The organism is Roseateles sp., from assembly GCF_965229315.1.
Taxonomy (GTDB): domain Bacteria; phylum Pseudomonadota; class Gammaproteobacteria; order Burkholderiales; family Burkholderiaceae_C; genus Pelomonas.
The window spans coordinates 3,912,239-3,938,943 of sequence record NZ_CBDDJA010000002.1 but is presented as its reverse complement, the minus strand read 5'-3'; the positions used below and the strand labels follow the sequence as shown (position 1 = coordinate 3,938,943).

Annotated in this window: 26 protein-coding genes; 10 read left to right on the top strand and 16 right to left on the bottom strand. The window is 71.2% G+C overall.

Annotated features, from left to right (window positions below; translation table 11 throughout):
• Positions 1 to 49: 49 nt before the first annotated feature.
• From ACO07H_RS22990 to ACO07H_RS22980, 3 genes are all read right to left on the bottom strand, one after another.
• Positions 50 to 1,192 carry an AI-2E family transporter gene (locus ACO07H_RS22990; protein WP_422018477.1) on the bottom strand — a complete coding sequence of 381 codons (1,143 nt, stop codon included), beginning with the start codon at positions 1,190 to 1,192 and terminating at the stop codon, positions 50 to 52.
• Between the two features lie 255 nt (positions 1,193 to 1,447).
• Positions 1,448 to 2,608: a diguanylate cyclase domain-containing protein gene (locus ACO07H_RS22985; RefSeq protein ID WP_422018476.1), complete on the bottom strand. Its 1,161-nt coding sequence runs from the start codon at positions 2,606 to 2,608 to the stop codon at positions 1,448 to 1,450.
• Positions 2,605 to 3,813, bottom strand: coding sequence for a GGDEF domain-containing protein (locus ACO07H_RS22980; protein WP_422018475.1), 1,209 nt, complete (start codon positions 3,811 to 3,813; stop codon positions 2,605 to 2,607). The genes ACO07H_RS22985 and ACO07H_RS22980 overlap by 4 nt, the downstream gene beginning before the upstream one ends.
• A 73-nt stretch (positions 3,814 to 3,886) precedes the next feature.
• Here ACO07H_RS22980 and ACO07H_RS22975 point away from each other — a divergent pair, with 73 nt between their 5' ends.
• Positions 3,887 to 4,633 (top strand): SDR family oxidoreductase, encoded by a 747-nt coding sequence (locus tag ACO07H_RS22975; RefSeq protein WP_422018474.1) that lies wholly within the window; start codon positions 3,887 to 3,889, stop codon positions 4,631 to 4,633.
• On the opposite strand, the gene ACO07H_RS22970 is transcribed toward ACO07H_RS22975, so the two are convergent.
• A complete protein-coding gene (locus tag ACO07H_RS22970) occupies positions 4,630 to 5,460 on the bottom strand; it encodes a septal ring lytic transglycosylase RlpA family protein (protein ID WP_422018473.1) in 831 nt (276 codons plus the stop codon). The two genes, ACO07H_RS22975 and ACO07H_RS22970, sit on opposite strands and share 4 nt — an antisense overlap.
• 58 nt (positions 5,461 to 5,518) lie before the next feature.
• Between ACO07H_RS22970 and ACO07H_RS22965 the strand changes: the two genes are divergently transcribed.
• Both ACO07H_RS22965 and nadC read left to right on the top strand, forming a co-directional pair.
• Positions 5,519 to 6,217: a fumarylacetoacetate hydrolase family protein gene (locus tag ACO07H_RS22965; RefSeq protein ID WP_422018472.1), complete on the top strand. Its 699-nt coding sequence runs from the start codon at positions 5,519 to 5,521 to the stop codon at positions 6,215 to 6,217.
• Positions 6,217 to 7,086 (top strand): carboxylating nicotinate-nucleotide diphosphorylase, encoded by an 870-nt coding sequence (nadC, locus tag ACO07H_RS22960; protein WP_422018471.1) that lies wholly within the window; start codon positions 6,217 to 6,219, stop codon positions 7,084 to 7,086. Before ACO07H_RS22965 ends, nadC begins: the two co-directional genes overlap by 1 nt.
• Here the strand turns inward: nadC and ACO07H_RS22955 are convergent.
• From ACO07H_RS22955 to ACO07H_RS22945, 3 genes are all read right to left on the bottom strand, one after another.
• Entirely contained in the window at positions 7,050 to 7,952 is a 903-nt protein-coding gene (locus ACO07H_RS22955; RefSeq protein WP_422018470.1) for an alpha/beta hydrolase, read from the bottom strand. The genes nadC and ACO07H_RS22955 overlap by 37 nt on opposite strands.
• A gap of 67 nt (positions 7,953 to 8,019) precedes the next feature.
• Positions 8,020 to 8,766 (bottom strand): peptidase, encoded by a 747-nt coding sequence (locus tag ACO07H_RS22950; RefSeq protein WP_422018469.1) that lies wholly within the window; start codon positions 8,764 to 8,766, stop codon positions 8,020 to 8,022.
• Positions 8,763 to 9,794: an NAD-dependent epimerase/dehydratase family protein gene (locus ACO07H_RS22945; protein WP_422018468.1), complete on the bottom strand. Its 1,032-nt coding sequence runs from the start codon at positions 9,792 to 9,794 to the stop codon at positions 8,763 to 8,765. Before ACO07H_RS22945 ends, ACO07H_RS22950 begins: the two co-directional genes overlap by 4 nt.
• A 93-nt stretch (positions 9,795 to 9,887) precedes the next feature.
• Here ACO07H_RS22945 and ACO07H_RS22940 point away from each other — a divergent pair, with 93 nt between their 5' ends.
• The 4 genes from ACO07H_RS22940 to ACO07H_RS22925 all read left to right on the top strand — a co-directional run bounded on the left by ACO07H_RS22940 (position 9,888) and on the right by ACO07H_RS22925 (position 13,122).
• Complete coding sequence (locus tag ACO07H_RS22940) at positions 9,888 to 10,778, top strand: LysR family transcriptional regulator (RefSeq protein WP_422018467.1); 891 nt, start codon at positions 9,888 to 9,890, stop codon at positions 10,776 to 10,778.
• Between the two features lie 92 nt (positions 10,779 to 10,870).
• A complete protein-coding gene (locus ACO07H_RS22935; protein ID WP_422018466.1) occupies positions 10,871 to 11,608 on the top strand; it encodes an alpha/beta fold hydrolase in 738 nt (245 codons plus the stop codon).
• A gap of 117 nt (positions 11,609 to 11,725) precedes the next feature.
• Entirely contained in the window at positions 11,726 to 12,757 is a 1,032-nt protein-coding gene (locus ACO07H_RS22930; protein ID WP_422018465.1) for a PEP-CTERM sorting domain-containing protein, read from the top strand.
• 143 nt (positions 12,758 to 12,900) lie between these two features.
• The gene (locus ACO07H_RS22925) at positions 12,901 to 13,122 is read left to right on the top strand and encodes a hypothetical protein (RefSeq protein WP_422018464.1); all 222 of its coding nucleotides are present in this window, start codon (positions 12,901 to 12,903) and stop codon (positions 13,120 to 13,122) included.
• 61 nt (positions 13,123 to 13,183) lie between these two features.
• Here the strand turns inward: ACO07H_RS22925 and ACO07H_RS22920 are convergent, their stop codons facing one another.
• Both ACO07H_RS22920 and glmS read right to left on the bottom strand, forming a co-directional pair.
• A complete protein-coding gene (locus ACO07H_RS22920; RefSeq protein ID WP_422018463.1) occupies positions 13,184 to 13,390 on the bottom strand; it encodes a hypothetical protein in 207 nt (68 codons plus the stop codon).
• Between the two features lie 113 nt (positions 13,391 to 13,503).
• Positions 13,504 to 15,363, bottom strand: a complete 1,860-nt coding sequence (gene glmS / locus ACO07H_RS22915; RefSeq protein WP_422018462.1) for a glutamine--fructose-6-phosphate transaminase (isomerizing) — start codon at positions 15,361 to 15,363, stop codon at positions 13,504 to 13,506.
• A 134-nt stretch (positions 15,364 to 15,497) separates the two neighbouring features.
• Between glmS and ACO07H_RS22910 the strand changes: the two genes are divergently transcribed.
• Positions 15,498 to 15,968, top strand: a complete 471-nt coding sequence (locus ACO07H_RS22910) for an Lrp/AsnC family transcriptional regulator (protein WP_422018461.1) — start codon at positions 15,498 to 15,500, stop codon at positions 15,966 to 15,968.
• Between the two features lie 57 nt (positions 15,969 to 16,025).
• Here the strand turns inward: ACO07H_RS22910 and ACO07H_RS22905 are convergent, their stop codons facing one another.
• From ACO07H_RS22905 to ACO07H_RS22875, 7 genes are all read right to left on the bottom strand, one after another.
• Positions 16,026 to 17,198, bottom strand: a complete 1,173-nt coding sequence (locus tag ACO07H_RS22905) for a trypsin-like serine protease (RefSeq protein WP_422018460.1) — start codon at positions 17,196 to 17,198, stop codon at positions 16,026 to 16,028.
• Between the two features lie 244 nt (positions 17,199 to 17,442).
• Positions 17,443 to 18,624 carry a class I SAM-dependent rRNA methyltransferase gene (locus tag ACO07H_RS22900; protein WP_422018459.1) on the bottom strand — a complete coding sequence of 394 codons (1,182 nt, stop codon included), beginning with the start codon at positions 18,622 to 18,624 and terminating at the stop codon, positions 17,443 to 17,445.
• Positions 18,621 to 20,132, bottom strand: a complete 1,512-nt coding sequence (locus tag ACO07H_RS22895) for a hypothetical protein (protein ID WP_422018458.1) — start codon at positions 20,130 to 20,132, stop codon at positions 18,621 to 18,623. Before ACO07H_RS22895 ends, ACO07H_RS22900 begins: the two co-directional genes overlap by 4 nt.
• A 7-nt stretch (positions 20,133 to 20,139) precedes the next feature.
• Positions 20,140 to 21,063 carry a tyrosine recombinase XerC gene (locus ACO07H_RS22890; protein ID WP_422018457.1) on the bottom strand — a complete coding sequence of 308 codons (924 nt, stop codon included), beginning with the start codon at positions 21,061 to 21,063 and terminating at the stop codon, positions 20,140 to 20,142.
• The gene (locus ACO07H_RS22885; RefSeq protein ID WP_422018456.1) at positions 21,060 to 21,776 is read right to left on the bottom strand and encodes a DUF484 family protein; all 717 of its coding nucleotides are present in this window, start codon (positions 21,774 to 21,776) and stop codon (positions 21,060 to 21,062) included. The genes ACO07H_RS22890 and ACO07H_RS22885 overlap by 4 nt, the downstream gene beginning before the upstream one ends.
• Positions 21,773 to 22,612 (bottom strand): diaminopimelate epimerase, encoded by an 840-nt coding sequence (gene dapF, locus ACO07H_RS22880; protein WP_422018455.1) that lies wholly within the window; start codon positions 22,610 to 22,612, stop codon positions 21,773 to 21,775. Before dapF ends, ACO07H_RS22885 begins: the two co-directional genes overlap by 4 nt.
• Positions 22,609 to 23,487, bottom strand: coding sequence for a lysophospholipid acyltransferase family protein (locus tag ACO07H_RS22875; RefSeq protein WP_422018454.1), 879 nt, complete (start codon positions 23,485 to 23,487; stop codon positions 22,609 to 22,611). Before ACO07H_RS22875 ends, dapF begins: the two co-directional genes overlap by 4 nt.
• Before the next feature lie 129 nt (positions 23,488 to 23,616).
• On the opposite strand from ACO07H_RS22875, the gene metK reads away from it, so the two are divergent.
• Entirely contained in the window at positions 23,617 to 24,798 is a 1,182-nt protein-coding gene (gene metK / locus ACO07H_RS22870; RefSeq protein WP_422018453.1) for a methionine adenosyltransferase, read from the top strand.
• Positions 24,799 to 25,026: 228 nt separating this feature from the next.
• The gene (locus ACO07H_RS22865) at positions 25,027 to 26,568 is read left to right on the top strand and encodes a methyl-accepting chemotaxis protein (RefSeq protein ID WP_422018452.1); all 1,542 of its coding nucleotides are present in this window, start codon (positions 25,027 to 25,029) and stop codon (positions 26,566 to 26,568) included.
• Positions 26,569 to 26,705 lie beyond the last annotated feature (137 nt).

Below are 26,705 nucleotides of genomic sequence, written 5' to 3'. Positions count from 1 at the left end.
GGGGTCTCGGTGGTGGGCTGCCGGCAGTTTGCCCGACTGCCGCACGCCGTCACGGCCCCAGCAGCTCGCCCAAGGACTTCAGATCCTCCACGTGGTCGCACACCGACTTGACGACCAGCAGGATGGGCACGCCCAGCAGCAGGCCCCACACGCCCCACAGCCAGCCGAACACCAGCACCGCAATGAAGACCGCCACCGGGCTCATCTTGCTGGCGCGGCCGGTCCACCACGGCGTGAGCAGGTTGCCGGCCACGGCATGGATGCCCATGGACAGCGCGCCCGCCGCGAACGCCATGTCCAGCGTGCCGAACTGCACCAGCGCGACGATGGCGGCAGCGCCGCTCAGCACCACGGCGCCCAGGTAGGGGACGAGGTTGGTGACGCCCGCGGCCAGGCCCCAGGCGCCGGCGTTGCTCAGGCCCAGCACCAGGAAGGCCAGCCAGGTGCACACGCCCACCACCACGCTCACGCCCACCTGCACGAGCAGGTAGCGCTGGATCTGCTCGGTGATGTCGTCCAGCGTCGAGACGGTGACCTTCTTCTGGCTGAACGACTTGCCGGCGAGCTTGACGACCTTGCGGCGGAAGCTGCTGCCCGAGGCCAGGATGAACAGCGCGACGAGGAAGACGATGGACAGCTTGCCGAGAAAGGACATCGCGCCCAGCGTGCCGCTGAGCAGGTAGGCGCGCACGTCGATGGCGTGGTCGGTGGCCGGCGCAGGGGCGTAGGCGGGCGCCCGGGCGACGCTGCGCGGCGGCGCGGCGCGAGGGGTGCCGGTGCTGGCCGGCGCGCTGGGCGATGTGGCCACGCCCGCGGCGGCCGTCAGGTCGTCCGCGGCGAGCCGCACGCGCTCGATGGTGGACTCCTTGCCCGCGATGCGCTGCGAGATTTCGCGCACGCGCTGCGTCACGGCCGGCACCGTGTCGATCAGGGCGTCCACCTGGCTGCCCAGCGCCGAAGCCCCCCACGCCAGCATGCCCACCAGCAGGCACAGCACGCCCGTCGCGCCGACGGCGCGCGGCACGCGCAGCCGCTGCAGGCGGGCCACGAGCGGGTTCAGCGCATAGCTGACGATGACCCCCGAGAAGATCGGCGCCATGACGTCCTTGGCCCATTGCAATGCGTACAGGCACAGCACCGTTGCGATGACGGCCAGAGAAATGCTGCGCACGTCCACCGGCATGTGGAGCATCACGCGCGGCGACTCGGGCGCCCTGGCGGGCGTGGCTGGCGCGGTGTCCGCGCCCGTGGCAGTCGCTTGCGCTGGCTGAGGATCTGGCATGTCTGTCCCGTTGAAGTGGTTTCATTGTGTGATCCCACCACGGGGCGGCGGCGGCGCGCCGGGCGAAATAGGAATGCGCCTACCCGGCACCGTCCCGTCGGCCTTCAATGCACGGCATGGCGTGCAGCCGGCGCGCAACAGCGGCGCTGCCGGCGCGTCATGGCCCTAAGCCTGGACGACGTTGCGGCCCTGGCCCTTGGCGCGGTAGAGCGCGGCGTCGGCGCGGCCGAGCACCGCCTCGCCGCACGCGTCGCCAGCCTCGGCCTCGGCGATGCCGAAGCTGGCGGACAGCGGCCAGTCGCGTCCCTGCCAGTGCAACGGCGCCGCGTCGATGAGGCCCCGCATGCGCTCGGCCACCAGTGCTGCGCCGACGAGGTCGGTGCCCGGCAGCAGCACGCAGAACTCCTCGCCGCCCAGGCGTCCGAAGCGGTCGACCTCGCGCAGGCAGGGCTGCAGCTCGCGCACGAGCTGCAGCAGCGCGGCGTCGCCGGCCGCGTGGCCCAGGCTGTCGTTGAGGTGTTTGAAGCGGTCCATGTCGATCATGACGAGCGCATAGCCGCGGCCACGCCTGGACCCGGCGTGCGCGGCCTCCAGCGCCTGGTTGAAGGCGTGCCGGTTCAGCACGGCGGTCAGCGGGTCGTGCTCGGTCAGGTGGCGGATGCGCAGCACCAGCCGCATCAGCACGAGGAAGGCCAGCGTCGCGTTCTGCAGCAGCGCCAGCAGCAGCGCGCCCCACAGGAAGCCATGGTTGAAGCCGGTGGGCTGCATCAGGTTCGCCAGCCGGTCGGGGTGCATCAGTGCATGCAGGCCGCGCAGCGCCAGCAACAGCGCGATGAGGGCCAGCGGGGCCACCAGCAGCAGCACCGTGCGCAACGGCATCTGCGCGCCACGCAGGTGGCGATAGGCATCCACGGCCGCCAGCAGCGACAGCAGCGCGCCCGCGGCATTGACGATGCGGGCCTGGGCCTGGCGCGGGCCTTCTTCGGGCAGCAGGGCCAGCCCCAGCGCGCCGGCCCCCACCACGGCCAGCGCGGAGCGCCAGCCGAAGCGGCGCGTGATGATGGCGGGCACGGCGGCGCGCAGCAGCGCGAACGCCGAGATGGAGAGCACGTCCGCCGGCCACATCGTCAGCAGGTCGGACCACAGGCCGCGCAGCCCGTGCAGCATCAGCGCGAGGGCCGCGCTGGCGTTGGCGGCGGCCAGCGTCCACGACGCGCGCGGCGACACCCGCGCCACCGCGGCCATGCCCACCCAGACCATGGCGGACATGGTCGTCAGCAGCACGGTGGCCGACAGCAGCGTCTGCGTCTGTGCGACCGTGCTCATGGGGCTTCGGCGGCCACGGTGATGCCGTTCGCACGCCCGGGCGGGGCGGCCACGCAGACGCGGTTGCGGCCCGCCGCCTTGGCGCGGTAGACCTGGGCATCGGCGCTTGCCAGGCCCGCGCCGCCGGTCGCGTCCCGGGGCTGCGGCAGCGCCACGCCGAAGCTGGCTGTCAGCGGCAGCGACCGGCCCTGCCAGGCCAGCGGCGCGGCGGCCAGGGCGGCGCGCAGGCGTTCAGCCGCCAGCGTCGCGGCGGCGATGCCGGCGCCATCGCCCAGCGGCAGCAGCGCGCAGAACTCCTCGCCGCCGAGCCGGCCCAGCACGTCCACATCGCGCAGCTCGGCGCGCCACAGCCGCACCGCGTGCTGCAGCGCGGCGTCGCCGGCGGCATGGCCGTGCTGGTCGTTGACGCGCTTGAAATGGTCGATGTCCATCATGACGATGGCGAAGCCGTGGCCGCGCAGCAGCAGGGCCTGGTGTTCGGCCAATGCCTGCCCGAAGGCGCGGCGGTTCAGCGTGCCGGTCAGCGCGTCGTTGCGCATCAACTGCTGGATGCGGGTGATGAGGCGCCAGATCATCAGCGACATGAAGCTCAGCGTGATGGCGGCGCTGAGCAGGAACCACAGCACCGCGCGCCATGGCGGTGGCAGGGCGCTGCCGATCAGGTGGCGGTCGGGGCTGGTGGCCAGCTCCAGCACGTTCAGCACCGACACCGCGGCCAGGGCGAAGAACGGCACCGCCATGAAGGCCGTGACGGTGCGCGAGAGCTGGCGCGCGACCCCCCGCACCACCTCGCGCGCCGCCAGCACCGCCAGCGCGGCGATGGCCGTCGCGCCGACCAGGTGGGGCAGCGGTCCCGAACCGGCGATGAAGCCGGCCGTCATGCCCGCCGCACCCAGGACGGTCAGCCGCACGATGTCCTGCGGGCGCCGGCGGCTGCGCAGCATGCGGCGCAAGGCCAGCAGCAGCAAGGCGATGCTGGCCAGCGTGCCGTACTCGGACAGCGCCTGGCCCAGCCGTGCGGGCCAGCCGGTGAGGCAGTCGCCGCAGCCCTGCGACAGGATGCGCGTGAGGTGCGCCGCCGCCATCAGCCGGCCCGCGGTGGGCGCGATGTGAAAGACCTGCGCCAGCAGCAACCAGGCGAGTGCCGCCATGGCGTTGAAAACGGCGCTGACCACCAGCACGGTGGGCGTGTCGAGAAAGTCCATTCAGCAGCGGGAACAGGTTCTTGGGGGGTACCGAGCCTCATCGCCGGGTCCGCACGGCGGCCACAATGCGGCCATGGCGGACTGGGTCTTGATCACTGGCGGATCGCGTGGCATCGGCGCGGCCACGGCGCTGCGTTGCGCCGAGGCCGGATGGGATGTGGCCATCAACTACGCGCAGGATAGCGCCGCGGCCGAAGCGCTCGCGGGCAGATTGCACGCACGGGGCCGCCGCGTTCTGACGCTGCAGGCCGATGTGGCCGACGAGGCACAGGTGGCCGCGATGTTCCGGCGGCTGGACGAGGCCGGCGGCCACCTTGCGGGACTCGTCAACAACGCCGGCATCGTGGCACCGGCCGCGCGGTTGCAGGACATGGACATGGCGCGCTGGCGGCGGCTGTTCGACGTCAACGTGCTGGGCACGCTGCTGTGCTGCCAGCAGGCGGCGCGCCGCATGAGCACCAAACACGGCGGCGCAGGGGGCGCCATCGTCAATCTGAGTTCGCGCGCGGCCGAGTTCGGCTCGGCCGGCATCTACGTGGACTACGCCGCCACCAAGGGCGCCGTCGACACGCTGACCAAGGGCCTGGCGCGCGAGCTGATCGCCGAGGGCATCCGTGTCAACGGCGTGCGGCCCGGCATCATCGAGACCGACATCCACGCCACCAGCGGCTTCACGGTGGGCGCGCCCGAGATCGCGGCGGGCATCCCCATCCAGCGGCTGGGCCGGGCGGAGGAGGTCGCCGAGGCCGTCGCCTGGCTGCTGAGCGACGCGGCGAGCTACACCGTGGGCGCCTTGCTCGACGTCGCGGGAGGCCGCTAGCGCTTCTCGACGAGGCTGGTGTCCAGGCCGTGGTCCGTGCGCAGCTTGTCGGCCTGCACACGCGCCTCGTCGGGGCTCGGGAACGGGCCGGCGCGCAGCCGGTGCAGCCCGGCCTCGCGCACGATGGTCAGCAGCGGCAGCAGGCCCAGGTCGGCCTCGGCGACGCGCTGGCGCAGCGCCTCGGCGCCGTCGAGCCGCGTGAAGGCACCGAACTGCAGCCAGTACGCCGCCGCACTGGCGGGCGTGCCGGTGGTCTCGCGCTGCGGTGCGCCGGGCGGCGGAGCGGGCACGAACACGGGTGTGGGCTCGCCGGCCGGCGGTGTGGCCAGGCCGGCGCGGATCTCGGCATAGGTGATGCGCTTCACCTCCACCGGCGCCACGCCGCGCAGCAGGTCCAGCTTGAGCGCGGCGGTGTAGCTCAGGTCGATGAGGCGCCCCTTGTGGAAGGGGCCGCGGTCGTTGATGCGCACGACGATCTCGCGGCCGTTGGCCGGGTTGCGCACGCGGGCATAGCTGGGGATGGGCAGCGTCGCGTGCGCGGCCGTCATCGCGTACATGTTGTAGACCTCGCCGCTGGCGGTGGGGCGGCCATGGAACTGGCGGCCGTACCACGACGCCAGGCCGCGCTCGATGTACGGCGTGTCCGTCGTGATGGGCTGGTAGCGGTCCCCAAACACCTCATAGGGCTTGTTGGGCCCGCCGATGCGGATGGGCTCCAGCCTGGGCAGCGCGTCGGGCACGCGGGCCAAGTCGGGCGGCGGGCTCTCCGGCGGGCCGTCGCGGCTGACGGGCCGCGTGGCGCAGCCGGTCATCAGCGCCAGCGCCATCAGTGCCAGGACGAGCCCAGTATGCTGCGCGCTGTCCTTCCAATGTCGAAGCCACCCCATGAGCAATTTCGTCTTTCCCCCGGCCGAGATTCCCAGCGCCCCGGTGCGCGGCACCGAGGCGCGTTACGCGGTCAGCCGCATCTTCTGCGTCGGCCGCAACTATGCCGATCATGCCCGCGAGATGGGCGCCGACCCGACGCGCGAGCCGCCGTTTTACTTCACGAAACCAGCGACCGCGCTGACCCCCTCGGGCAGCACCGTGCCCTACCCGACCGAGACCCGGAACTACCACTACGAGATGGAGCTGGTGCTGGTCATCGGCGCGCCGGTGTTCAAGGTCACGCCCGAGGCGGCCAAGGCCGCCATCTGGGGCTATGCCGCGGGCCTGGACATGACGCGCCGCGACCTGCAGGCGGCCGCCAAGGCCGCCGGCAAGCCCTGGGACACGGCCAAGGGCTTCGACCAGTCCGCCATCCTCGGCGAGATCGTGCGCGCCAGCGACGTGGGCCCGCTCGCGCGCGGCGCCATCACGCTCAGCGTGAACGGCGTCGAGAAGCAGCATGGCGACCTGAGCGACATGATCTGGAACCAGGCCGAGATCGTCTCCAACCTCTCGCACCTGTACCACCTGCACCCCGGCGACCTGATCTACACCGGCACGCCGGCCGGCGTGGGCGCCGTGGTGCCGGGCGACGTGCTGACGGGCCGCATCGAAGGCCTGGGCGAGATCACGCTGACGGTGGGCGAGCCGGAGTGATGTTCGCGCAAGAAAGCCTGCACGAGGCGCGGGCACGCAACATCCGTGACGCGCTGTCGGAAGACATCGGCCGTTGCGACTGGACCGCGCAGCTCGTGCCGGCGGGCCGGCGCGTGGCGGCACAGGTGCGCGTGCGCGAGGCCGCCGTGCTGTGCGGCCGCGACTGGTTCGACGGCGTGTTCGCGGCGCTGGACGCGACCAGCCGCATCGCGTGGCTCTGCGACGAAGGCGCGCCGATGGCCGCCGACAGCATCGTCTGCCGCATCGAGGCCGACGGCCGCGCGCTGCTCTCCGCCGAGCGGCCGGCGCTGAACTTCCTGCAGCTGCTGTCGGGCACGGCGACGGTCACGCGTGCCCACGTGGACGCGGTGGCCGGCGCCAGCACCAACCCGAACGGCTGCGCCATCCTCGACACGCGCAAGACCGTGCCGGGGCTGCGCCTGGCGCAGAAGTACGCGGTGCGCGTGGGCGGCGGGCAGAACCAGCGGCTGGCGCTGTATGCGGGCATCCTCATCAAGGAGAACCACATCGCCGCGGCCGGCGGCGTGGGCCTGGCACTGCGTGCGGCGCAGGCGCTGGACTCGGGCGTGGACATCCAGATCGAGGTCGAGACCCTCGCGCAGTTGCGCGAGGCGCTGGACGCCGGCGCGGTCAGCGTGCTGCTGGACAACTTCAGCGAGGCGCAGATGCGCGAGGCCGTCGCCGTGAACTGCGGCCGTGCGCTGCTGGAGGTGTCGGGCGGCGTGGCGCTGGACCAGTTGCGCTGGATCGCCGCCACCGGCGTGGACCGCATCTCCATTGGCCGGCTGACCAAGGACGTGCGCGCCGTCGACTACTCGATGCGCGTGCTGGGGCCGGTCGGCGCCTGACCCAGGAGGTGCGCCCGCACCTGCGCCGCGGCGTCTGCCGGGTGCTGCTGCATGAAGCAGTGCCCGCCCTGCAGCTCGGCGACGCGGATCACCTGCGGCCTGCGCCGCGCGGCCTGCCGCGCGGCCGTGGCCACGAACGGCATCGTGTCGTGGCCGTGCAGGATCAAGGTCGGCGTTTCGATGTTCGCCACAGCGGCCCACAGGCCGCGCGGCGCGCTGGCGAAGATGGTCGCCTCGAGCTCAGGCGCGCACTTCAGCGCCACGCTGCCGTCGGCCTCGTCGCGCAGCGCGTGCGTGGCGAAGGCCTGCAGCGCGTCCTCCGTCCAGCCCTTGTAGGTGCCGCGCCCGCGCAGTGCCTGCGCGGCCGCCGCACGGTCGGGCCAGCTGCTGCGGCGGCGCAGCGACGCCTTGGCCAGCGGGTTGAGGCGGCCCAGGCCGAGCTGGATGGCCAGCAGCATGGGCGGCGGAAAGAGCACCGGGTCCAGCAGCACCGCGCGCCGGAAGGGCTGGCCGGCCTCGGCCAGCATCAGGGCCGTCAACACGCCGCCGAAGCTGTGCCCGGCGGCCAGGCGCGGCACGTCGCCGAACCGGCCGGCGTGCGCCTGGAAGGCCTCCAGCGCCGCGAGCGCGCAGGCGTTCCAGCCGGGGAAGCGCGCGGGCGCCTCGCTGTCGCCGTGGCCCGGCGCGTCGGACAGCCACAGGTCGAAGTCCGCCGCCAGCGCCGCCAGCATGGGCTCGTAGGTGCGGCCGCAGAAGCCGTTGCCGTGCAGGAAATGCAGCAGCGGCTTGCCGGTCGCGGGCGTGTGCCAGCCGCGCAAGGTCAGGCCGACGACGGGGGAGGCGTGCTCCCAGCGTTCCAGGATCATGTCGTGTCAGGGTCCGGTGTTCAGCCGCGCCGGCGTGCCGCCGCGGGGCTGGGCGGGGGGCTCGCGTTCACGCGTCGAACCAGGGCTCGTTGGGCAGCTCGTCGAAGACCTTGCGCAGCCCGGCGCTCCAGCCGGTGCGCAGCGCCAGGAAGTAGGGGTCGTCGCGGCCGATGCGGTGCGGCGGCTTCATCGCCATGTCGAACTGGTTGGCGCGCAGCATCAGCATGTCGATGGGCAGGCCCACCGACAGGTTGGACTGGATGGTCGAATCGAAGCTGACCAGCGTGCATTTGGCGGCCTCGTCCAGCGGCGTGGTGTCGTAGCGCACCACGCGGTCGATGATGGGCTTGCCGTACTTGCTCTCGCCGATCTGGAAGTAGGGCGTGTCTTCCGTCGACTCGATGAAGTTGCCCTGCGGGTAGACGTGGAACAGGCGCGGCCCCTCGCCCTTGATCTGCCCGCCCAGCAGGAAGTTGGCACCAAAGTCCACGCCCTGGCCCATGGTGCCGGCGTCGCTGTCGCGTGCGATGACCTCCTTGATCGTGCGGCCCAGCAGCACGGCCGCGTCGTACAGGCTGGCCACGTTCAGCAGGTGTTCGGTGCTGTCGTTGTGCAGCCGCGCATTCAGCAGTGACAGCACGGACTGCGTCGTCGCCAGGTTGCCCGCGGTCAGGATGACGATCTCGCGCTGGTGCGGGATCTGGAACTGGTACATCTTGCGAAAGCTCGCGATGTGGTCGACGCCGGCATTCGTGCGGGTGTCGGAGGCGAACAGCAGGCCCGAGCGCAGGCGCATCGCGACGCAGTAGGTCATGGAGGGGTCGATGCAAGTGGACGGCCCCGATTATCGCGACCGGCCCCGATCGGCGCTTGCGGCAGGCTGCCCAGGCCGCGCAGCGCGGCCTCGACGGCCTCGTCCAGCGGCGTGTGGGGTTCGTGGCCGAGCGCAGCCAGCAGGCGCGTGTTGTCCATGCGCAGCGGCTGCCGCCACAGGTAGCGCATCTCGCGCATCTCCCGGAACGTGGCGACGAAGGGTGAGGCGAGCGTCAGCAGCCACCACGGGAAGCGCGCGATGCGCGGCGCCTTGCCGGTGTGGCGGGCGACGACGCGCTGGATGGCCTCGGCCATCTGCCGGCCGTCCGCGTCCCAGTGGCCGGCCATGTGCAGGCTGGCGAAGGCCGGCAGCGTGTCGCGCCGCGCCAGCAGCGCGACCATGGTGCGCGCCACGTCGGGCAGGTAGGCCCACTGGTGGCCCACGCCGGTCGATGAGGGGTTGCTGATGGCCGTGACCGGCTGGCTCGGCTTCACCAGGCCCTGTGAGAACCAGTTGTTGCCCGGGCGCGGGCCGAAGAAGTCGCCGGCCCGCACGACGATGACGCGCAGGCCGCTGTCGCTGGCGGCCTGCAGCCGCGCCTCCATCTCGGCGCGGATGGCGCCCTTGCGCGTGACGGGCCGCTGCGGCGCGCCCTCGTGCAGCAGCGGGAAGGCATCGGGGCCGAAGTTGTAGACCGTGCCGGGCAGCAGCAGCGTGGCTCCTTGCGTGCGTGCCGCGTCGATGCTGTGTGCCAGCATGGGCAGCACGAGCCGGTCCCAGTCGCGGTAGCCGGGCGGGTTGACCGCATGCACGATGACGCCGCAGCCCTGGGCGGCACGGGCCACGTCGGCAGCGTTCAGCGCGTCGCCGCGCTGCCAGTGGATGCCGTCGCGCAGCTCGTGCGTGGCGGCCAGGCCGCGCTGGAGCGCCAGCACCCGCCAGCCGGCATCGCGCAACTGCCGCGCCACCTCGCCGCCGATGCCGCCGCTCGCGCCGAGCACCAGCGCCGTCTTGTCCTTGCCTTGCATGCCGTTCTCCAGCCGTTGTCGATGGTGCGATTCTGGGAACCGGCTGCCTATTTGAAAATTGCTGATGATGAGGGAGTGGCTATACATTCATGCATGGCCTCGACGATCCCCTGGGAGTGGCTTCACACGCTGCTGGGCGTGCTGCGCGAAGGCTCGCTGTCCGGCGCCGCGCGCGCGCTGGGCCTGACGCAGCCGACGGTGGGCCGTCACATCGCCGCGCTGGAGGCGCTGCTGGCGCAGCCGCTGTTCACCCGCTCGCCCGCCGGGCTGCTGCCCACCGAAGCCGCGCTGGCTTTGCGCGGCCACGCCGAGCAGATGGAAGCCGCCGCCGCGGCATTGCAGCGCGCAGCCAGCGGCGGCGCGCGGGGCGAAGTCAGTGGCACTGTCCGCGTGACGGCCAGCGAGGTCATCGGCGTGGAGGTGCTGGCGCCGGTGTTCGCCGGGCTGCGCGAGCGCCATCCCGGCCTGGTGCTGGAGCTGGTGCTGAGCAACCAGCTGCAGGACCTGCTGCACCGCGAGGCCGACATCGCCGTGCGCATGACGCCGCCGGAACAAGGCCAGCTCGTCGCACGCCGCGTCGGCGCCGTGGCGCTGGGCCTGCATGCGCACCCCGATTACCTCGACCGCCACGGCCGGCCCGCCAGCATGGCGGAGCTGCGCCGGCACACGCTGATCGGCTTCGACACCGAGACACCCTTCATCCGCACCGTCGGCAAGCGGCTGGGCGGCCTGGGCCGCGAGCACTTCGCGCTGCGCAGCGACTCGGACCTGGCGGCGCTCGCGCTGGTCCGCGCGGGCGCCGGCATCGGCTTCTGCCAGGTCGCGCTGGCGCGGCGCGAGCCGCAGCTGGAGCGCGTGCTGGCCCAAGATTTCGCGTGGCAGATGGACACCTGGATCGCGATGCACGAGGACTTGCGCCACAGCGCGCCGTGCCGCGCGGTCTTTGACGCGCTGGTCGATGCGCTGACGCGCCACACGACCTGAGCGCAGGCCCGGCGATGAAGGCGCCGTTGTCCGACACGGCAGCGCCGGCGGCTGGCCTACGGTGCGGGCTGTTCACCACTCTGGAGCCCCTCATGGCCGTCACCCCGTTGCTGCTGCTGCCCGGCCTGATGAACGACGCGCGGGTGTGGGACCCGGTGCTGCAGGCCTTGCCGCCGGGCCGCACCGTCGTGGTGGGGCGGACGCACACGGCCGACGGCGTCGCAGACCTGGCGGCCTCGGTGCTGGCGCAGATGCCCGCGGGCCGCTTCGCGGTCGCCGGGTTTTCGCTCGGTGGCTACGTGACGCTGGAGCTTTGCCACCAGGCGCGGGACCGCATCGCCGGCGTGGCGCTGCTCGACACCAGCGCGCGGGCCGACACCGACGACGCGAAGCAGAACCGCCAGCGCATGATCGACGCGCTGGTCTCGGGCAGTGCATCGTTCACGCAGACGCTGGGCCAGTTCCCGGCCAAGCTGTTCCATCCCGCGCATGCCCAGGATCCTGCGCTGGTGGCGCTGCTGGAGGACATGGCGCGCAGCATCGGCCAGGCTGGTTTCGTGCGGCAGCAGACCGCTGCGATGAACCGGCCCGACCGGCGCGACGTGCTCAAGACGCTGGACGTGCCCGCGCTGGTGCTGTGCGGTCGCGAGGACCAGACCACGCCGCCTGAGCGCAGCGAGGAGATGGCGCGTTTGTTGGCGGGCGACGTGGAGCTGGTGCTGGTGCCCGATGCGGCCCACCTGACGACGCTGGAGCAGCCGGCAGCCGTCGTCGCGCCGTTCCTGCGCTGGCTGGCCCGCGTGGATGCCGCCGCCGCCCCGGCGGCATGACAGATGCGGGCAGGGGAGACGGCTCCCCCTGTCCACTGGGGCGCGCGTCAGTTAGGGGTAGGAGCGGTGCGCGTCGACTCCTAGCATGTGCCGCTCAACCCACCCCGGAAGACGCGCATGCAGTACCTCAGACAAGGCGCCTTGATCGCTGCATTCGCCATGGCCGGCGCAGGTGCCCCGGCGGCGGAGCTGCAAGCCTATGCCGGCGCGGTGGGCGGCATCGCCCAGGGCACGGGCGGCCCCTTCGCCTGTGCGACCAGCGGCCCGACGATAGGCAACGGCTGGTTCGCGGGCGTGGCCATTCCCACCGAAGGGTTCTCGGCCTGCAACCTGGGCGGCGGCATTGTCAACAACACCGCGGCCGGCGGGCCGCTGACGGCGCAGCAGAGCGTCAGCGCGGGTGTGACGGGCGGCAGCTTCACCGGCTCGGCCAGCGCGACGGCCGACTACGGGCGCCTGGGTGTGTCGGCCAACGGCACGATGACCGGCGCCACGTCCTCCAGCACCTTCCACCAGACCGCCGGCTTCGCGCGCTACCAGGACACCCTCACGCTGACCAGCCCGGGCATCGCCACCGGCACGGTCGGCGCGGTGGACTTCGCCTTCCTCATCGAAGGCCTGTTGAAGAGCCTGCCCAACGCGCCCTACACGCAGCAGGGTGACATCGCGCTGGGCATCCGTGTCGGTACCGGCGTAGGCAATGCCGGCCGGGCGCCGTGGTACTCGTTCATGGGCACGGTGGTGAACGACGGCATGCCCTTCCTGCGCGGCGGCGGCACCGGCATTCCGGGGAACTTCATCCTCGCGCCCGGCAGCTTCAGCGGCTCGGCCGAAGTGCTCAGCACGGCCAATTTCGAGTTCCAGTGGGGCGTGCCCTTCGAGATGGAGGTGGCGTTCCTGACGACGGCCTATGCCTGCTGCAACGGGGCGTCCGTCGTCTCCGATTTCCTGAACACCGCCGTGCTCTCGGGCATCAGCGCCAAGGCCGGCAACACGGCGATCACGGACTTCTCGGTCCTCTCGGCGTCCGGCACGGCCTATGGCCCGGACGGCGTGCTGGCGGTGCCTGAACCGGGCAGCGCCGCGCTGCTGCTCGGCGGCGGCGCCGTGCTGCTGGCCTGGCGCCGACGCGCGTCGCCGCGCCGCTGATCGGCGCCGGCTCTGAGGTTTCCCGCGCACGGCGGTCGGCAACTGGGCCACAGGTCGTGTCCTACGCCGCCACGCGCGGCAGTCCGGCGCCGCGCATGCCCCCGCGCATCGAACATCACGCCAGCCATCCCAAGGAGGCCCACGTGATCTTGCATCGGACCATCGTTCTTGCGCTGCTCGCCGTGACGCTCGCGTCCGCGTTGCTGTACGTGTCCGGCCTGCCGCCTGAAGGCGCCCTCGACGCGGCTCAGCCGACGATGCCCAGCCAGGCGCCGGCGCTGGCGCCCGTCATCGAGCATCCCACCTGGGAGCCCGACCGGGCGAACGATCCCCGGCTGGGGCAGCAACGCAACGTCGTGGCCTGAAGGCGCACCCCAGTGGGGCCCAAGGCTGCAGGCGACTCGTTTCGTCGCCTGGCGCAGCCGCTTATCGCTGCGCTTGCCCCTGCGCCGGCAGTGCCGACCACAGCGGTTGTGTGGCCAGTTCCGCCGCGGTGACCTCGTCGGCCGTCACGGCATATTCGTTGCTGCTGCGCTCCACGAAATAGGCTGAGCGATAGCGCTGCAGCAGCCCGCCAAGGGCTTGGCGGGCCTGGCTTGCCGGGCCGTTGAAGGTGAGTGTCAGCGTGGTCATCGTCGGTATCCGTAAAGTGCGGCGCTCGTCGCGCCAGTACTCATTGAACGCCCGCGGGACGGCTCGGTTGACGGGCCGCGGTGATACAGCGTGTAGTTCTGCTCGCTGCAGGGCTACTCGACGGTCACGCTTTTCGCGAGGTTGCGTGGCTTGTCCACGTCCGTTCCGCGCGCGCAGGCCGTGTGATACGCCAGCAGCTGCAGCGGCACCACGTGCAGGATGGGTGACAGCGCGCCGTAGTGCTCGGGCATGCGGATGACGTGCAGGCCGGCTTCGCTCTCGATGGCCGTGTCGCCGTCGGCGAAGACGTAGAGCTGGCCGCCGCGGGCGCGGACTTCCTGCATGTTGCTCTTGAGCTTCTCCAGCAGCGCATCGTTGGGGGCCACCGTCACGACCGGCATCTCGGCGGTGACGAGCGCCAGCGGGCCGTGCTTGAGCTCGCCGGCCGGGTAGGCCTCGGCGTGGATGTAGCTGATTTCCTTGAGTTTGAGCGCACCTTCCAGCGCGATCGGGTAGTGCAGGCCGCGGCCGAGGAAGAGGGCATTTTCCTTGCGCGCGAACTCCTCGCTCCAGGCGATGACCTGCGGCTCCAGCGCCAGCACGGCCTGCACGGCCACGGGCAGGTGGCGCAGGTCCTTGAGGTGGCGGGCTTCGTCCTCGTCGCTCAGGTGGCCGCGCGTCTGCGCCAGCGCCAGCGTCAGCAGGAACAGGCCCACGAGCTGCGTCGTGAAGGCCTTGGTGGATGCCACGCCGATCTCCGCGCCGGCGCGGGTGATGTAGGCCAGTTCGCACTCGCGCACCATGGCGCTGGTGGCCACGTTGCAGATGGTCAGCGTGTGCGCCATGCCCTGGGCGCGGGCGTGCTTCAGCGCGGCGAGGGTGTCGGCCGTCTCGCCGCTCTGGCTGATGGTGACGACCAGCGTGCGCGGATTCGGCACGCTGTCGCGGTAGCGGTATTCGCTGGCGATCTCGACCGATGTGGGGATCCTGGCGATGCTCTCCAGCCAGTACTTGGCCGTGGAGCCCGAGTAGTAGCTGGTGCCGCAGGCGAGGATGAGGACGTTGTCCACGTCCTTGAAGATGCGGTAAGCGCCGTCGCCGAACAGCTCGGGCGAGATGCTGGTGATGGCTTCGAGCGTGTTGGCGATGGCCGTGGGCTGCTCGAAGATTTCCTTCTGCATGTAGTGCCGGTAGGGGCCCAGCTCGGCCGCGCCGCTGTGGGCGTGCACGGTCTTGACCTCGCGCTGCACGTCCGCGTAGCGGCCGCTTGCGGCGTCGAGGTGGCTGATCCAGTAGCGACCCAGCTGCAGGTCGACGACGTCGCCTTCTTCCAGGTAGACGATCTGGTCGGTCACGCCGGCCAGCGCCATCGCGTCGGAGGCGACGAAGTTCTCGCCTGCGCCGGCCCCCAGCACCAGCGGCGAGCCCTCCCGTGCGGCGACGACGCGGTGCGGCTCGTCACGGCAGAACACGGCCACGGCGTAGGCGCCCTTCAGGCGCGGCAGGGCCTGCTGCACGGCTTCCAGCAGGTCGCCGCCGTAGAGGTGGTCGACGAGGTGGGCGATGACCTCGGTGTCGGTCTGGCTGGAGAACACATAGCCCCGGGCTTTCAGCTCGGCGCGCAGCTCGTCGTGGTTCTCGATGATGCCGTTGTGGACCAGGGCGATGCGGCCCACGCCGTCGGCGCCCGCGTTCGGGCCGGTCGAGAAATGCGGGTGGGCGTTGTGCACGGCGGGCGCACCGTGCGTGGCCCAGCGGGTGTGGGCGATGCCGGTGCCGGCGGCGATGCCGTCCTGGTCGGCCTGGGCCTGCAGTTCCGCCACGCGCGAGGTGCTGCGGGCGCGCTTCAGGCCGCCGTCCTGGTGCACGGCCACGCCGCAGGAGTCATAGCCGCGGTACTCCAGCCGCTTCAGGCCTTCAACGAGGATGGGAACGATGTTGCGCTGACTGACCGCGCCGACGATGCCGCACATGAGGTGTCTCCATTCAGGGATGGCGTGCATCCTAGGCAAGCCGCCGCGGCATTGGCGTGCAAAATTCACTTCAGATTGACCAGAAATTTCTCTCCGGGAGCGTGGAGAAATTTCCTGCCAAATAGAGGTGGAAATTGGATGAATTGGATGCCGTTGACCTGAGGCTGCTGGACGCGCTGCAGACCGATGCCTCGCTGAGCAACCAGGACCTGGCCGCCCGAGTCGCCGTATCGCCCGCCACCTGCCTGCGCCGCGTGAAGCGGCTGGTGGACGCCGGCATCGTGGAGCGCCGCGTGGCCCTTCTGTCGCCGGACAAGCTGGGCGCCGGCCTGTCGGCCATCCTGGAGATCACGCTGGACCGCCAGGGCGCCGAGCACCTGGACGCCTTCGAGGCGCTGGCCGTGCAGGAGGCGGCCGTGCAGCAGTGCTGGCGCGTGTCGCCGGGGCCGGACTTCGTGCTGGTCGTGCAGGTGGCCGACATGCCGGCCTACCACGCCCTCAGCCAGCGCCTGCTGACCCAGCACGCCAACGTGCGCAACATCAAGGCCTTCTTCAGCGTGAAGCGGGCCAAGTTCGACACGCGCATCGGCCTGCCGTCGCGCTAGCGGCCGTCGCCACAAAAAAGCGGCCCGAAGGCCGCTGGGTCGTGGGGCGGTCGACGCTCAGGCGCGGCGACGGCGGGCGACACCGCCGACCAGGGCCAGGCCGGCCAACATCAGCGCATAGCTCTCGGGTTCCGGCACGGCGATGACCGAGTTGATCCAGTCGACGTGGTCGACGATGGCGGTCGAGCCCATCAGGTCGCCGAAGCTGGAGCTGTTGTTGGCGCTCAGGTCGCAATTGGTGCCGCCACCGGCGGTGCCGGAGCCGAAGCGGCCACCGCAGAACTGCCAACCCCACGAGTGGACGGCCGACAGCACCCACTTGGAGCCGTCCCAGATGAAGTCGCCGCCGCCGGAGTCACCACCGCCGATGAGCGCCTCGTTGACGCCGACGCCTTCGTTGTTGCCCCAGGTGCCGCCCGTGAAGTCGGCAATGCGCTGCAGCGTGTTGTAGCGCGCCGAGTTCGTCGCGTTGGCCGTGGCGTTGTAGTAGTCGAAGTCGGCCACGTACGTGCGGCCATAGGTCGGCGAGGTGTAGACGCTTTCGCCGGTCTTGGCTTGCCAGGCGGCCGTGAACACGTCCGACGTGGTGTCGAAGGTGTTGTAGCCGTAGTGGCCGTAGGCGCTGTCGTTCCAGTTGGGCAGCGGGTTGTTCGCGGAACCGGCGGAGCTGCCGTTGCCCGACGTGCCGTAGCCCGTCATGATGAACTGCTTGCCCACGTCGTTGGTCGTGCTCAGGCTGTAGATCGGCAGGTTGGTGACCGGTGCGCTCAGCTTGACCAAGGCCAGGTCGGCGCCGGTGTCCAGCGTGCCGTTCCAGCCCGGGGCCTGCACGACGCTGGCCGCCGTGCGGGTCTGCAGGGCCACGCCGTTGGTGTAGCCGAACTGGATGCTCATGGAGAGCAGGCCGTCCGTGCAGTGGCCGGCCGTCAGGATGTACTCGCTGCTGACCAGCGAGCCGCTGCAGGCGTAGGTGCCGGTTGCGGTGGAGGTCGTGAACAGCAGCAGCGCCGTGCCGTCGAACGCACCCTGGATGCCGTTGAAGGCCATGCCGGCCGTCAGGCGCCAGTTGCTGGCGGCGGAGGTGTTGCCCGTCGTGGCGACGGGGCCGGACGCGCCGCCCAGCCATTCCGTCATCAGGTTGCTCATGCCTTCGGCGGCCTGGGCGCTCATGGCTGCAGCCAGGGCGACCGGTGCCAGCACCAGGGATTTGAAATTCAGGAACTTGCCCATGGGAATTGCCCTCCTACGGCGGCTATCACTTGTTTTTGAACCAGATCCACGAGGAACGTCGAATTGATCGAAGCGCCGCTGGCGTTGCCTGCAGGCGCGGGGCCCTCATCCCCACACTCGTGTAAAAAAAGTGTAAAGCTCGGCGGCTGTCCAGCCGAACGATGCGGCCCCCGCGTCCAAGGGGCAGGGCAACACCTGGGTGCCGCCAGGTGTGAAAACGGTTACGCCTTGCGGGCCTTGCGCGTCACCGACGCAGGATGCCCAGGCCCTTGAGGTAGTCGCCTTCGGGGAAGCACACCGTCTGCGGGTGGTCGGCCGCCGCGCACAGGCGCTCGACGATGCAGCCGTCCACGCCGGCATCCAGCCCGGCGCCGGCCACGATCTTGTGGAACAGGTCGGGCGCGATGCCCCCCGAGCACGAGAACGTGTAGAGCAGGCCGCCGTCGTTGAGCAGCATGAAGGCCAGCCGGTTGATGTCCTTGTAGGCCCGCGCGGCGCGCTCGGCGTGGGCCACCGTCGGCGCGAACTTCGGCGGGTCCAGCACGACGGCGTCGAAGCGTCGGCCGTCCTTCAGGCACTGGCGCAGCGTCGCGTTCACGTCGGCATCCCAGGCCTGGTGGCGGCTGGCGTCAAAGCCGTTCAGCGCCACGTGCGCCGTGGCGCGTGCCAGCGCCGGGCCCGAGGAGTCCACGCTGATGACCTCGGTCGCGCCGCCCGCCAGCGCCGCCACCGAGAAGCCGCCGGTGTAGCTGAAGCAGTTCAGCACCGTCCGGCAGCCGTACTGCTTCACCGCGTCGGCGAAGCGGCGGCGGCTGTCGCGTTGATCGAGGTAGTAGCCGGTCTTGTGGCCCTCGGCGACGTCCAGCGTCAGCCGCCAGTCGTGCTCGCGGATGGTCAGCGCGGTGTCCCCTTCTCCACGCAGCCAGCCGGTCTGCACGGGAAGCCCCTCCCACTCGCGCGCCTGCGCGTCGGAGCGTTCGTACAGGCGGGAGAGGCCGGTCGCGGCCAGCAGCGCGTCGGCAATGGCGTCTTTCCAGCGCTCGGCGCCGGCACTGCCGAACTGCGCCACCAGCGTGTCGCCGTAGCGGTCCACGATCAGGCCGGGCAGGCCGTCCGCCTCGCCGTGCACCAGGCGCCAAGCGTCGGAGTCGATGGCCAGCCGCGTACGCATCGCCACGGCCTGGTCGATGCGGCGCCGGAAGAACGCTGCATCGATGCGCTCCGCCTCGTCGAAGCTCCACGCCCGCAGCCGGATCTGCGACTGCGGGCTGAAGGCGGCCCAGCACAGGAAAACGCCATCCGCGGATTCCACGCGCACGGTCTCGCCCGCATCGCCGCCGCCGCGCGCGACGGAGCTTTCGAACACCCAGGGGTGGCGCTTGAGCAGCGAGCGCTCCTTGCCGGGGCGGATCGTGACCTTCTTCATCGGCGCAGCGTCCCGAAGGCGTAGCTGACGCTGAGGTGGGCCAGCGGTGAGGACTGGTCGCTGCCGCGCAGCGTGCGGAACTCGCCGACGCCGGCGCGCAGCCGCAGCCGCTCGCTGAGCGACCACTGCGCCCACAGTTCGGCCTGCGTCACCGCGCCGCCGCCCACCTTCACGCCGCCGCCGCCGGCCGCGCCGACCAGCCATTCCGCACCGACGCGCAGGTCGCCCCACAGCGGGTCGCTCTGCACGCCCAGGCCGAAGAGGCCGAAGGAATACGCCCCCGCGCTGCCGGCCGCCGCGCTGCCCGCCTGCGCCGTGCCGTAGACGCGCGGCGAGAACTCGCGTGACATGGTGACGGCCAGGTGGCTGACGGCCTCCTGGCGGCCGTCCTTGAAGCGCACGCGGGGCAGGTGCAGCACGCTGGCACCCAGCTGCTGCACGCGCACGGCGCCGCCGGGGTCGTCGCCGATCAGCGTGGGCGTGCGGTCCAGCGGCATCGCCAGCACCGCGCGCGCATAGGGCGCCGAGTAGGCGCCGCTGGGCGCGTGGGTGAAGCCGGCGTCCAGCCGCACGGTCGGCCCCCAGGGCGTGATCCAGCGCAGCGTCGGCCCGGCGCGCAGCAGCCAGCCGTTGCCGCTGTCGACATTGCCGCCGCCGCCCAGGCCCGCGCCCAACTGGCCGCCCACGCGCAGCCGAGGGCTGCCGAACAGCGCCCAGTCCTGGCCGATCTGGCCCAACACTTCCATGTAGCCATCCACGCCGCCCTTGGCCGCGCCCGCCGCCTCCACGCCCCACCAGCTGCCCTCGGCGATGTACTGGCGCAGCTCGGCGCCGGCCTTGCCGACCTTGCCCGCGTAGGGGGTGCCGCTGCGCGTGCGGCTGGAGGCGCGGGGCTTCTCGAAGCCGCCGGTCAGCGCGATCTCGTCGAAGCCCAGCCCCGTGCGCCGGCCCGCACGGCCGGGCAGGCCCGCGTCGGCGGGCGAGAAGCTGCCGAATTCCATCGCGCGGCCCAGCGTGAACGCCAGGCCCACGCCGCTCTTCACGTTGCCGCTCGGGAAGCGGATCTGCGAGATGCCGATGCCCGAATACCAGGCGCCGGCCTCCGTGCGCAGCGACAGCTCGGGCCGCAGCATCAACCCGCCGCCGAAGCGCAGCACCGGTGTGGACAGCCCGCCGCCCGCGCCCACGTACAGGCTGGCCGCCAGGTGTGTGTTGCCGGACAGCCGCCAGCGCCGCTGACCCGTGAAGCCGACCGTGAAGATGCCGCCGTAGTCGCCCTTGGCCGCGCCGTACACGCCGGGGCCGAAGCCCCAGTCGTCGTTGAGCGCCATCAGGTAGCTGATCGACGCGAACGCCGTGTGGCCACCGTCGGGCATCTTCATCTTCGTCCAGTTGGCCTCCACGGCCGCCGGGCGGATGGTTTCGACGCGCGCGAACGGCGCGTCATCGGGCGTGGCCCAGGCACAGGCGGGCAGCAGCGCCAGCAGCGTGGCGAATCGGCGGGTCATGGGCGGGTCACTTTTTGGCGCGCGGGTGCGCGGCGTCGTAGATGCGAGCCAGGTGCTGGTGATCCAGCTGCGTGTAGACCTGGGTCGTCGTGATGTGGGCGTGGCCCAGCAGCTCCTGCACCGCGCGCAGGTCGCCGCTGGACTGCAGCAGGTGCGAGGCGAAGCTGTGGCGCAGCATGTGCGGGTGCACATGGGCGGGGCTGCCGGCGGCGATGGCGCGCGCGCCCAGCATGGCGCGCAGCGTCGAGCCCGCCACGCGTTTGCCGCGGGCGCCGACGAACAGCGCCGCCTCGCCGGCCGCGGCGAGCTGCGGCCGCACGGCCAGCCAGGCCTGCAAGGCGTCGGCCGCCGCGCGGCCCAGCGGCGTGCTGCGGCGCTTGCCGCCCTTGCCGAGCACGTGCACCTCGGCGGATTGCAGGTCGACCCAGCCGTCCGCATGGCCGCTGGCCTGCACGTCCAGGCCGATCAGCTCGGCCGAACGCAGGCCGGCGCCATACAGCAGCTCGACCATCGCGCGGTCACGCGCTTCCAGCCGCGAGTCGGCGATCTCGTCCGGCACGTGGCTGGCCAGCTGCACGGCGTCGTCCACGCCCAGCGCCTTGGGCAGCGGCTTGGCACCTTTGGGCGCGCGCAGGCCGTCGAACGGGTTCAGCGCCACGCGGCCCTGCAGGCCCAGCCAGCGGTAGGCGCTGCGCCACACCGACAGCAGCAGCGCGATGGACTTCGGCCCCAGGCCTTCGCGATGCAGCAGCGCCGCGAGGCGCCGTGCCTGCGCCAGGCTCAGCGCGCGTGCATCGATGGCCGCATCGGCGAGCAGCGCCTGCAGGCGCTCGAGGCCGTCCGTGTAGATGCGCAGCGTGCGCGGACTCAGGCGCTGCTGCACGCGGGCGTGCTGCAAGAACTCCTGAAAGTCCGCTGCCAGCTCGGTCATGCCGTGGCCAGCAGTCCGGCCAGGCCCGCACTGGCAATCTCGCCGACGCGGTTCAGGAAGTCCGTGCCCATCTCGGCCGTGTAGCGCGTCGGGTCCGGCGAGCCCAGCACCAGCAGGCCGAAGGGCTTGCCGTCGTGGGCGCCGGCCTGGCTCAGCGGGATCAGCGCCAGCGACGTCGCCGTGCCGCCGCTTTCGCTGAGGCCCAGCCAGCGTGCGGCCTCGAAGCCGGAGTTCACGCCGCAATAGGGCTGGCTCAGGCTGGACGCGAAGCTCTTCACGTCGGCGCTGACGGAGGCCGCGAACTCCGACGACCCGTGCTCGGGTGCGACGCCCCACAGCCGCAGCCCGGCCTGCGGGATCAGGAAGTGGTGGCGCAGCTCGGCCAGCAGCACGTGCGGCAGCTCGGTGGGCGTGCCCACGGCACGCATGACGGCCAGCGTCCAGCGGTGCAGCCGGTCGGCGATGGCCACGTTGTCCTGGCCGTTGCGGATCATCTCGATGATGCGCAACTCCAGGCCCTTGATCTTGTCGCGCAGCATCTCGGCCTGGCGCTCCTGCAGCGACACGGCGCGCGCGCCATGCGGGTGCTGCAGTTGCACGCTGGCCAGCAGCGCCGAATGGCGCTCGAAGAAACCGGGAGTCGCCGCCAGGTAGTTGGCAATGTCGGTTTCGGTGATGCCTTGCACCGCGTCAGCGGCCGGGTTGGAACTCACAGCGTGATCTCTCCGTCAAAAACTTGGGTCGCCGGGCCGGTCATCAAGACCGCGTTCTGGCCACCGGCCCATTCGATGCGCAGCAGGCCGCCGCGGGTCTGCACCTCGACGGCCGCATCCAGCCAGCCCAGGCGTATGCCCGCGACAACGGCCGCGCAGGCGCCGGTGCCGCAGGCCAGCGTCTCACCGGCATCGCGCTCGAACACGCGCAGCGCGATGCGGTCGCGGGCCAGGATCTGCATGAAGCCGACGTTCACGCGCCGCGCGAAGCGCGCGTGGCGTTCGAGCCGCGGGCCCTGCGTGAGCACGGGCGCGGTCTCGACGTCGTCCACCCGCTGCACCGCATGCGGGTTGCCCATGGACAGCACGGCCAGCTCGGCGCCTTCGACGGGCCACAGCTCGAAGCCGTTGACGACGCGCGGCACCAGGCCCTGCGCGTCGAAGGGCAGGGCGGCGTGGTCGAACACCGGCGGGCCCATGTCCACGGTGACGCGGCCGTCGTCCTGCAGCGTCAGCAGCAGGCGGCGGTTCATCGTGTCGACGCGGATCTCGCGCTTGTCCGTCAGGCCGGCATCGACGACAAAGCGCACGAAGCAGCGCGCGCCGTTGCCGCAGTGCTCCACCTCGTCGCCGGTGTTGTTGAAGATGCGGTAGCGGAAGTCCGCGCCGGCGTCGGTGCTGGGCTCGATCACCAGGATCTGGTCGCAGCCCACGCCGAAGCGGCGGTCGCCCAGGCGCCGCATTTGCTCGGGCGTCAGCGCGAAGGGCTGCCGGGTCGCGTCGATGACGACGAAGTCGTTGCCCGCGCCCTGCATCTTGGTGAACCGCAGTCTCATGGGGCGGGATTATCCGGGGCCGCGCCGATGTCCAGCCCGCGCGGTTGCTTGTAACGGTGATAGCCCCACAGGTATTGCCCCGGCGCGCGGCGGATCAGGCTTTCCATCGCGGCATTGATGGTCGCGGCGGCGCCCTCGGCGGCGGCGTCCTTGGCGATGGCCGGCGCCGGCAGCACGTGCACGACGAACCCCTCGCCGCCGGGCAGGCGCTCGCCCCAGATCAGCAGCAGCGCCGCCCCCGTCTGCTGCACCAGGCGGGCCGCCAGCGTCATCGTGTAGGCCGGCCGGCCGAAGAACGGCGCCCACACGCCCAGCCCATCGGGCGGCACCTGGTCGGGCAGCAGGCCGATCGCCTCGCCGCGGCGCAGTGCGCGGATCATCTGCCGCACGCCGGCCAGCGAGGCCGGCGCCGTCGCCAGGCCGGGGCGCTCGCGCGAGCCGGCCATCACGTCGCGCATGACGGCCTGGCGGGCCGGGCGGTAGAGCACGGTGATGGGCGCCTCGGGCGTCGTGAAGCGCTCGGCGATGGCCTGTGCGCAGATCTCGAAGCAACCCATGTGCGGCGTCAGCAGCACCAGGCCGCGCTTCTCCGCCAGGGCGGCGGCGATCAGCTCCGCGCCCTCCCAGCGCAGCCGGGCGCCGAACGGCCGGCCCTTCTGGGCGATCCACAGCCAGGGCAGCTCCGCCGCCATGCGGCCGGCCGCCGCGATGGCCGGCCGCGCCAGGGCCCACGGCATGCCGGCGCCCGCCACGTTGGCCTTGAAGCGGCGGCGGTAGGCGGGCGACAGCGCATAGACGATCCAGCCCATCGCCGCGCCCAAAGCGTGCAAAACAGCCAGTGGCAGCCTGGACAGCCCGTGAAAGACCCAGCCCATGTTTCCTATACTTCGGGTATCGCCGAGTTAATGAACTACTTGCGGGGCGATTCATAAATCCCGCTAAAGCGTTCGCCGCACCTCCTGGAGCCACGGCGACGCCGTCTACCAAGCAACCGGAGTTTAAAAGTGGCGAACGATTTCCTCTTCACGTCTGAATCTGTTTCCGAAGGACACCCCGACAAGGTGGCCGACCAGATCTCCGACGCCATCCTCGACACGATCTTCGAACAGGACCCGCGCAGCCGCGTGGCCGCCGAGACGCTGTGCAACACGGGCCTCGTGGTGCTGGCCGGCGAGATCACGACCAACGCCCACGTCGACTACATCCAGGTCGCGCGCGACACCATCAAGCGCATCGGCTACGACAACACCGACTACGGCATCGACTACAAGGGCTGCGCCGTGCTCGTCGCCTACGACAAGCAGTCCAACGACATCGCCCAGGGCGTGGATCACGCGTCCGACGACCACCTGAACACCGGTGCCGGCGACCAGGGCCTGATGTTCGGCTATGCCTGCGACGAGACGCCCGAGCTGATGCCCGCGCCCATCTACTACGCCCACCGGCTGGTCGAGCGCCAGGCGCAGTTGCGCAAGGATGGCCGCCTGCCGTTCCTGCGCCCCGACGCCAAGAGCCAGGTGACGATGCGCTATGTGGACGGCAAGCCGCACAGCATCGATACCGTGGTGCTGTCCACGCAGCATGCGCCTGAGTATTCCCTCGGCGACCGCATGACGGACGAGTTCTACGAGGCCATCCGCGAGGAACTCATCAAGCCGGTGCTGCCCAAGGAATGGATCAGCGCCGACACGAAGTACCTGATCAACCCGACCGGCCGCTTCGTCATCGGCGGCCCGCAGGGCGACTGCGGCCTGACCGGCCGCAAGATCATCGTCGACACCTACGGCGGCGCCTGCCCGCACGGCGGTGGCGCGTTCAGCGGCAAGGACCCGTCCAAGGTCGACCGCTCGGCCGCCTACGCCGCCCGTTACGTCGCCAAGAACATCGTCGCCGCCGGCATCGCGCGTCAATGCCAGATCCAGGTCGCCTACGCCATCGGCGTGGCCCGGCCGATGAACGTGACCGTCTACACCGAAGGCACCGGCGTCATCCCCGACGAGCAGATCGCCAAGCTGGTGAACGAGCACTTCGACCTGCGTCCCAAGGGCATCATCCAGATGCTGGACCTGCTGCGCCCCATCTACTCCAAGACTGCGGCCTACGGCCACTTCGGTCGCGAGGAGCCCGAGTTCACGTGGGAAAGGACCGACAAGGCAGCGGCGCTGCGCGCGGCTGCTGGGCTGTAAGCCCACCGCGAAGCGGCCTGGCCGTTCGCGGGCAACGCCCATGTCGCGTCGCGACGTGGGAAGAAACCCAAAGACGGACTTCCTGCGAGCCTGGCGCCCGACGGCCCCAGGCTCGTTGTGCATCGGGCGCAACTTTTTGCCCTGTCACATCGCTGCCACGCGGTTAGAGTCGGCTGCACAAGCCGGCCGGCGCTCCTGCCAGAGCCGGCACACGCTTGGAGGCAGGCGATGAACATGCAATCCCTCAGGATAGGCACCCGGCTGGGTCTGGGCTTCGGCCTCGTGCTGTTGCTGCTCGCGGTGGCGGTGGGCTTGAGCTACCGGCAGATCGGCGCCGTCGGCCCGCACATCGACATGCTGATGGAGCTGCAGCGGCAGCAGGACATGGCGCAGGACTGGCGCACGCAGACGCTGCTCAACGTGACCCGCACCGACGCGGTCGCGCGCGCCGGCGGCGCGGGTCCGGTGGCCGAGTTCTTCGCCCCGGCGATCAAGACGACCAGCGCCCGCATCAACGAGTTGCAGGAAGCGCTCACCCGGGTGCTCGACAGCGCACGGGGCAAGACGTTGCTCACCGAGATCGCCGCGTCCCGCAAGGTCTACGTCGACATCCGCAACCAGGTGTTCGCGCAGCTCAAGGCCGGGGAATCCGACGCGGCGCTGCAGACGCTGGAAACCAAGATGCGGCCGGCCGCCGACGCCTACGTCGGCACCCTCACGCACCTCGCCGAATTCCAGGCCGAACGCGTGCGCACCGAGACCGGCCAGGTGCTGGAGGATTCGCGCCACACGCAGATGCTGATGCTGGGCTTGGCCGTGGCCTGCCTGAGCATCGGCATTGCCGCGGCCTGGCTCATCACGCGCTCGGTCGTCGGCCCGCTGCGCAGTGCCATCCACGAGGCCGAGCAGGTCGGCCAGGGCGACCTGTCGCGCGACATCAGCAGCACCGGCAGCGACGAGACGGCGCAGCTCACGCAGGCGCTGTCGGGTATGCAGAAGGCGCTGCGCCACCTCGTCGGCAGCGTGCGCGATAACGCGACCGGCGTGGCCACGGCCAGCTCCGAGATCTCGATGGGCGCCAATGACCTGTCGTCACGCACCGAGCAACAGGCCAGCGCGCTGCAGCAGACCGCCGCGTCGATGGAAGAACTGTCGGCCACCGTGAAGCTCAATGCCGACAACGCCGGCGAGGCCGACAAGCTGGCGCACAGTGCCAGCGCCGTCGCACGCCAGGGCGGTGACGTCGTCGGCGAGGCGGTGCAGCGCATGCGCGGCATCGAGGAAAGCTCGCGCAAGATCGCCGACATCATCGGCACCATCGACGCCATCGCCTTCCAGACCAACATCCTGGCGCTGAACGCGGCCGTCGAGGCCGCGCGGGCCGGCGAGCAGGGCCGCGGCTTCGCGGTCGTCGCGGCCGAGGTGCGCATGCTGGCCCAGCGCAGCGCCGGGGCGGCGCGCGAGATCAAGGGCCTGATCGGCGACAGCGTCGAGCGTGTGGAGCAGGGCGCCGTGCTCGTGAACCGTGCCGGCGAGACGATGGAGCAGATCGTGGCCTCCATCGACCGGGTCGCCCAGATCGTGCGCGAGATCAGCTCGGCCAGCCGCGAACAGAGCACTGGCGTCGCCCAGGTCGGCCAGGCCATCACGCAGATGGACCAGGCCACGCAGCAGAACGCCGCACTGGTCGAGGAAAGCGCCGCCGCGGCGGAGAGCCTGAAGAGCCAGGCCGACGAGCTGGTCAAGCTCGTGTCGACCTTCCGGACCTGAGCTCTGTGGGCCGATTCGCCCGCGTGGAGGGCTTCGTCCTCCAGCCGCGCTCGATCCTGTGCGGTCGAGGTCCGTCCGACGACAAGAAGAACCGTGGCAGCGACGCTGCGCTGGAGGATGTGAAGTGCAGCCATCTC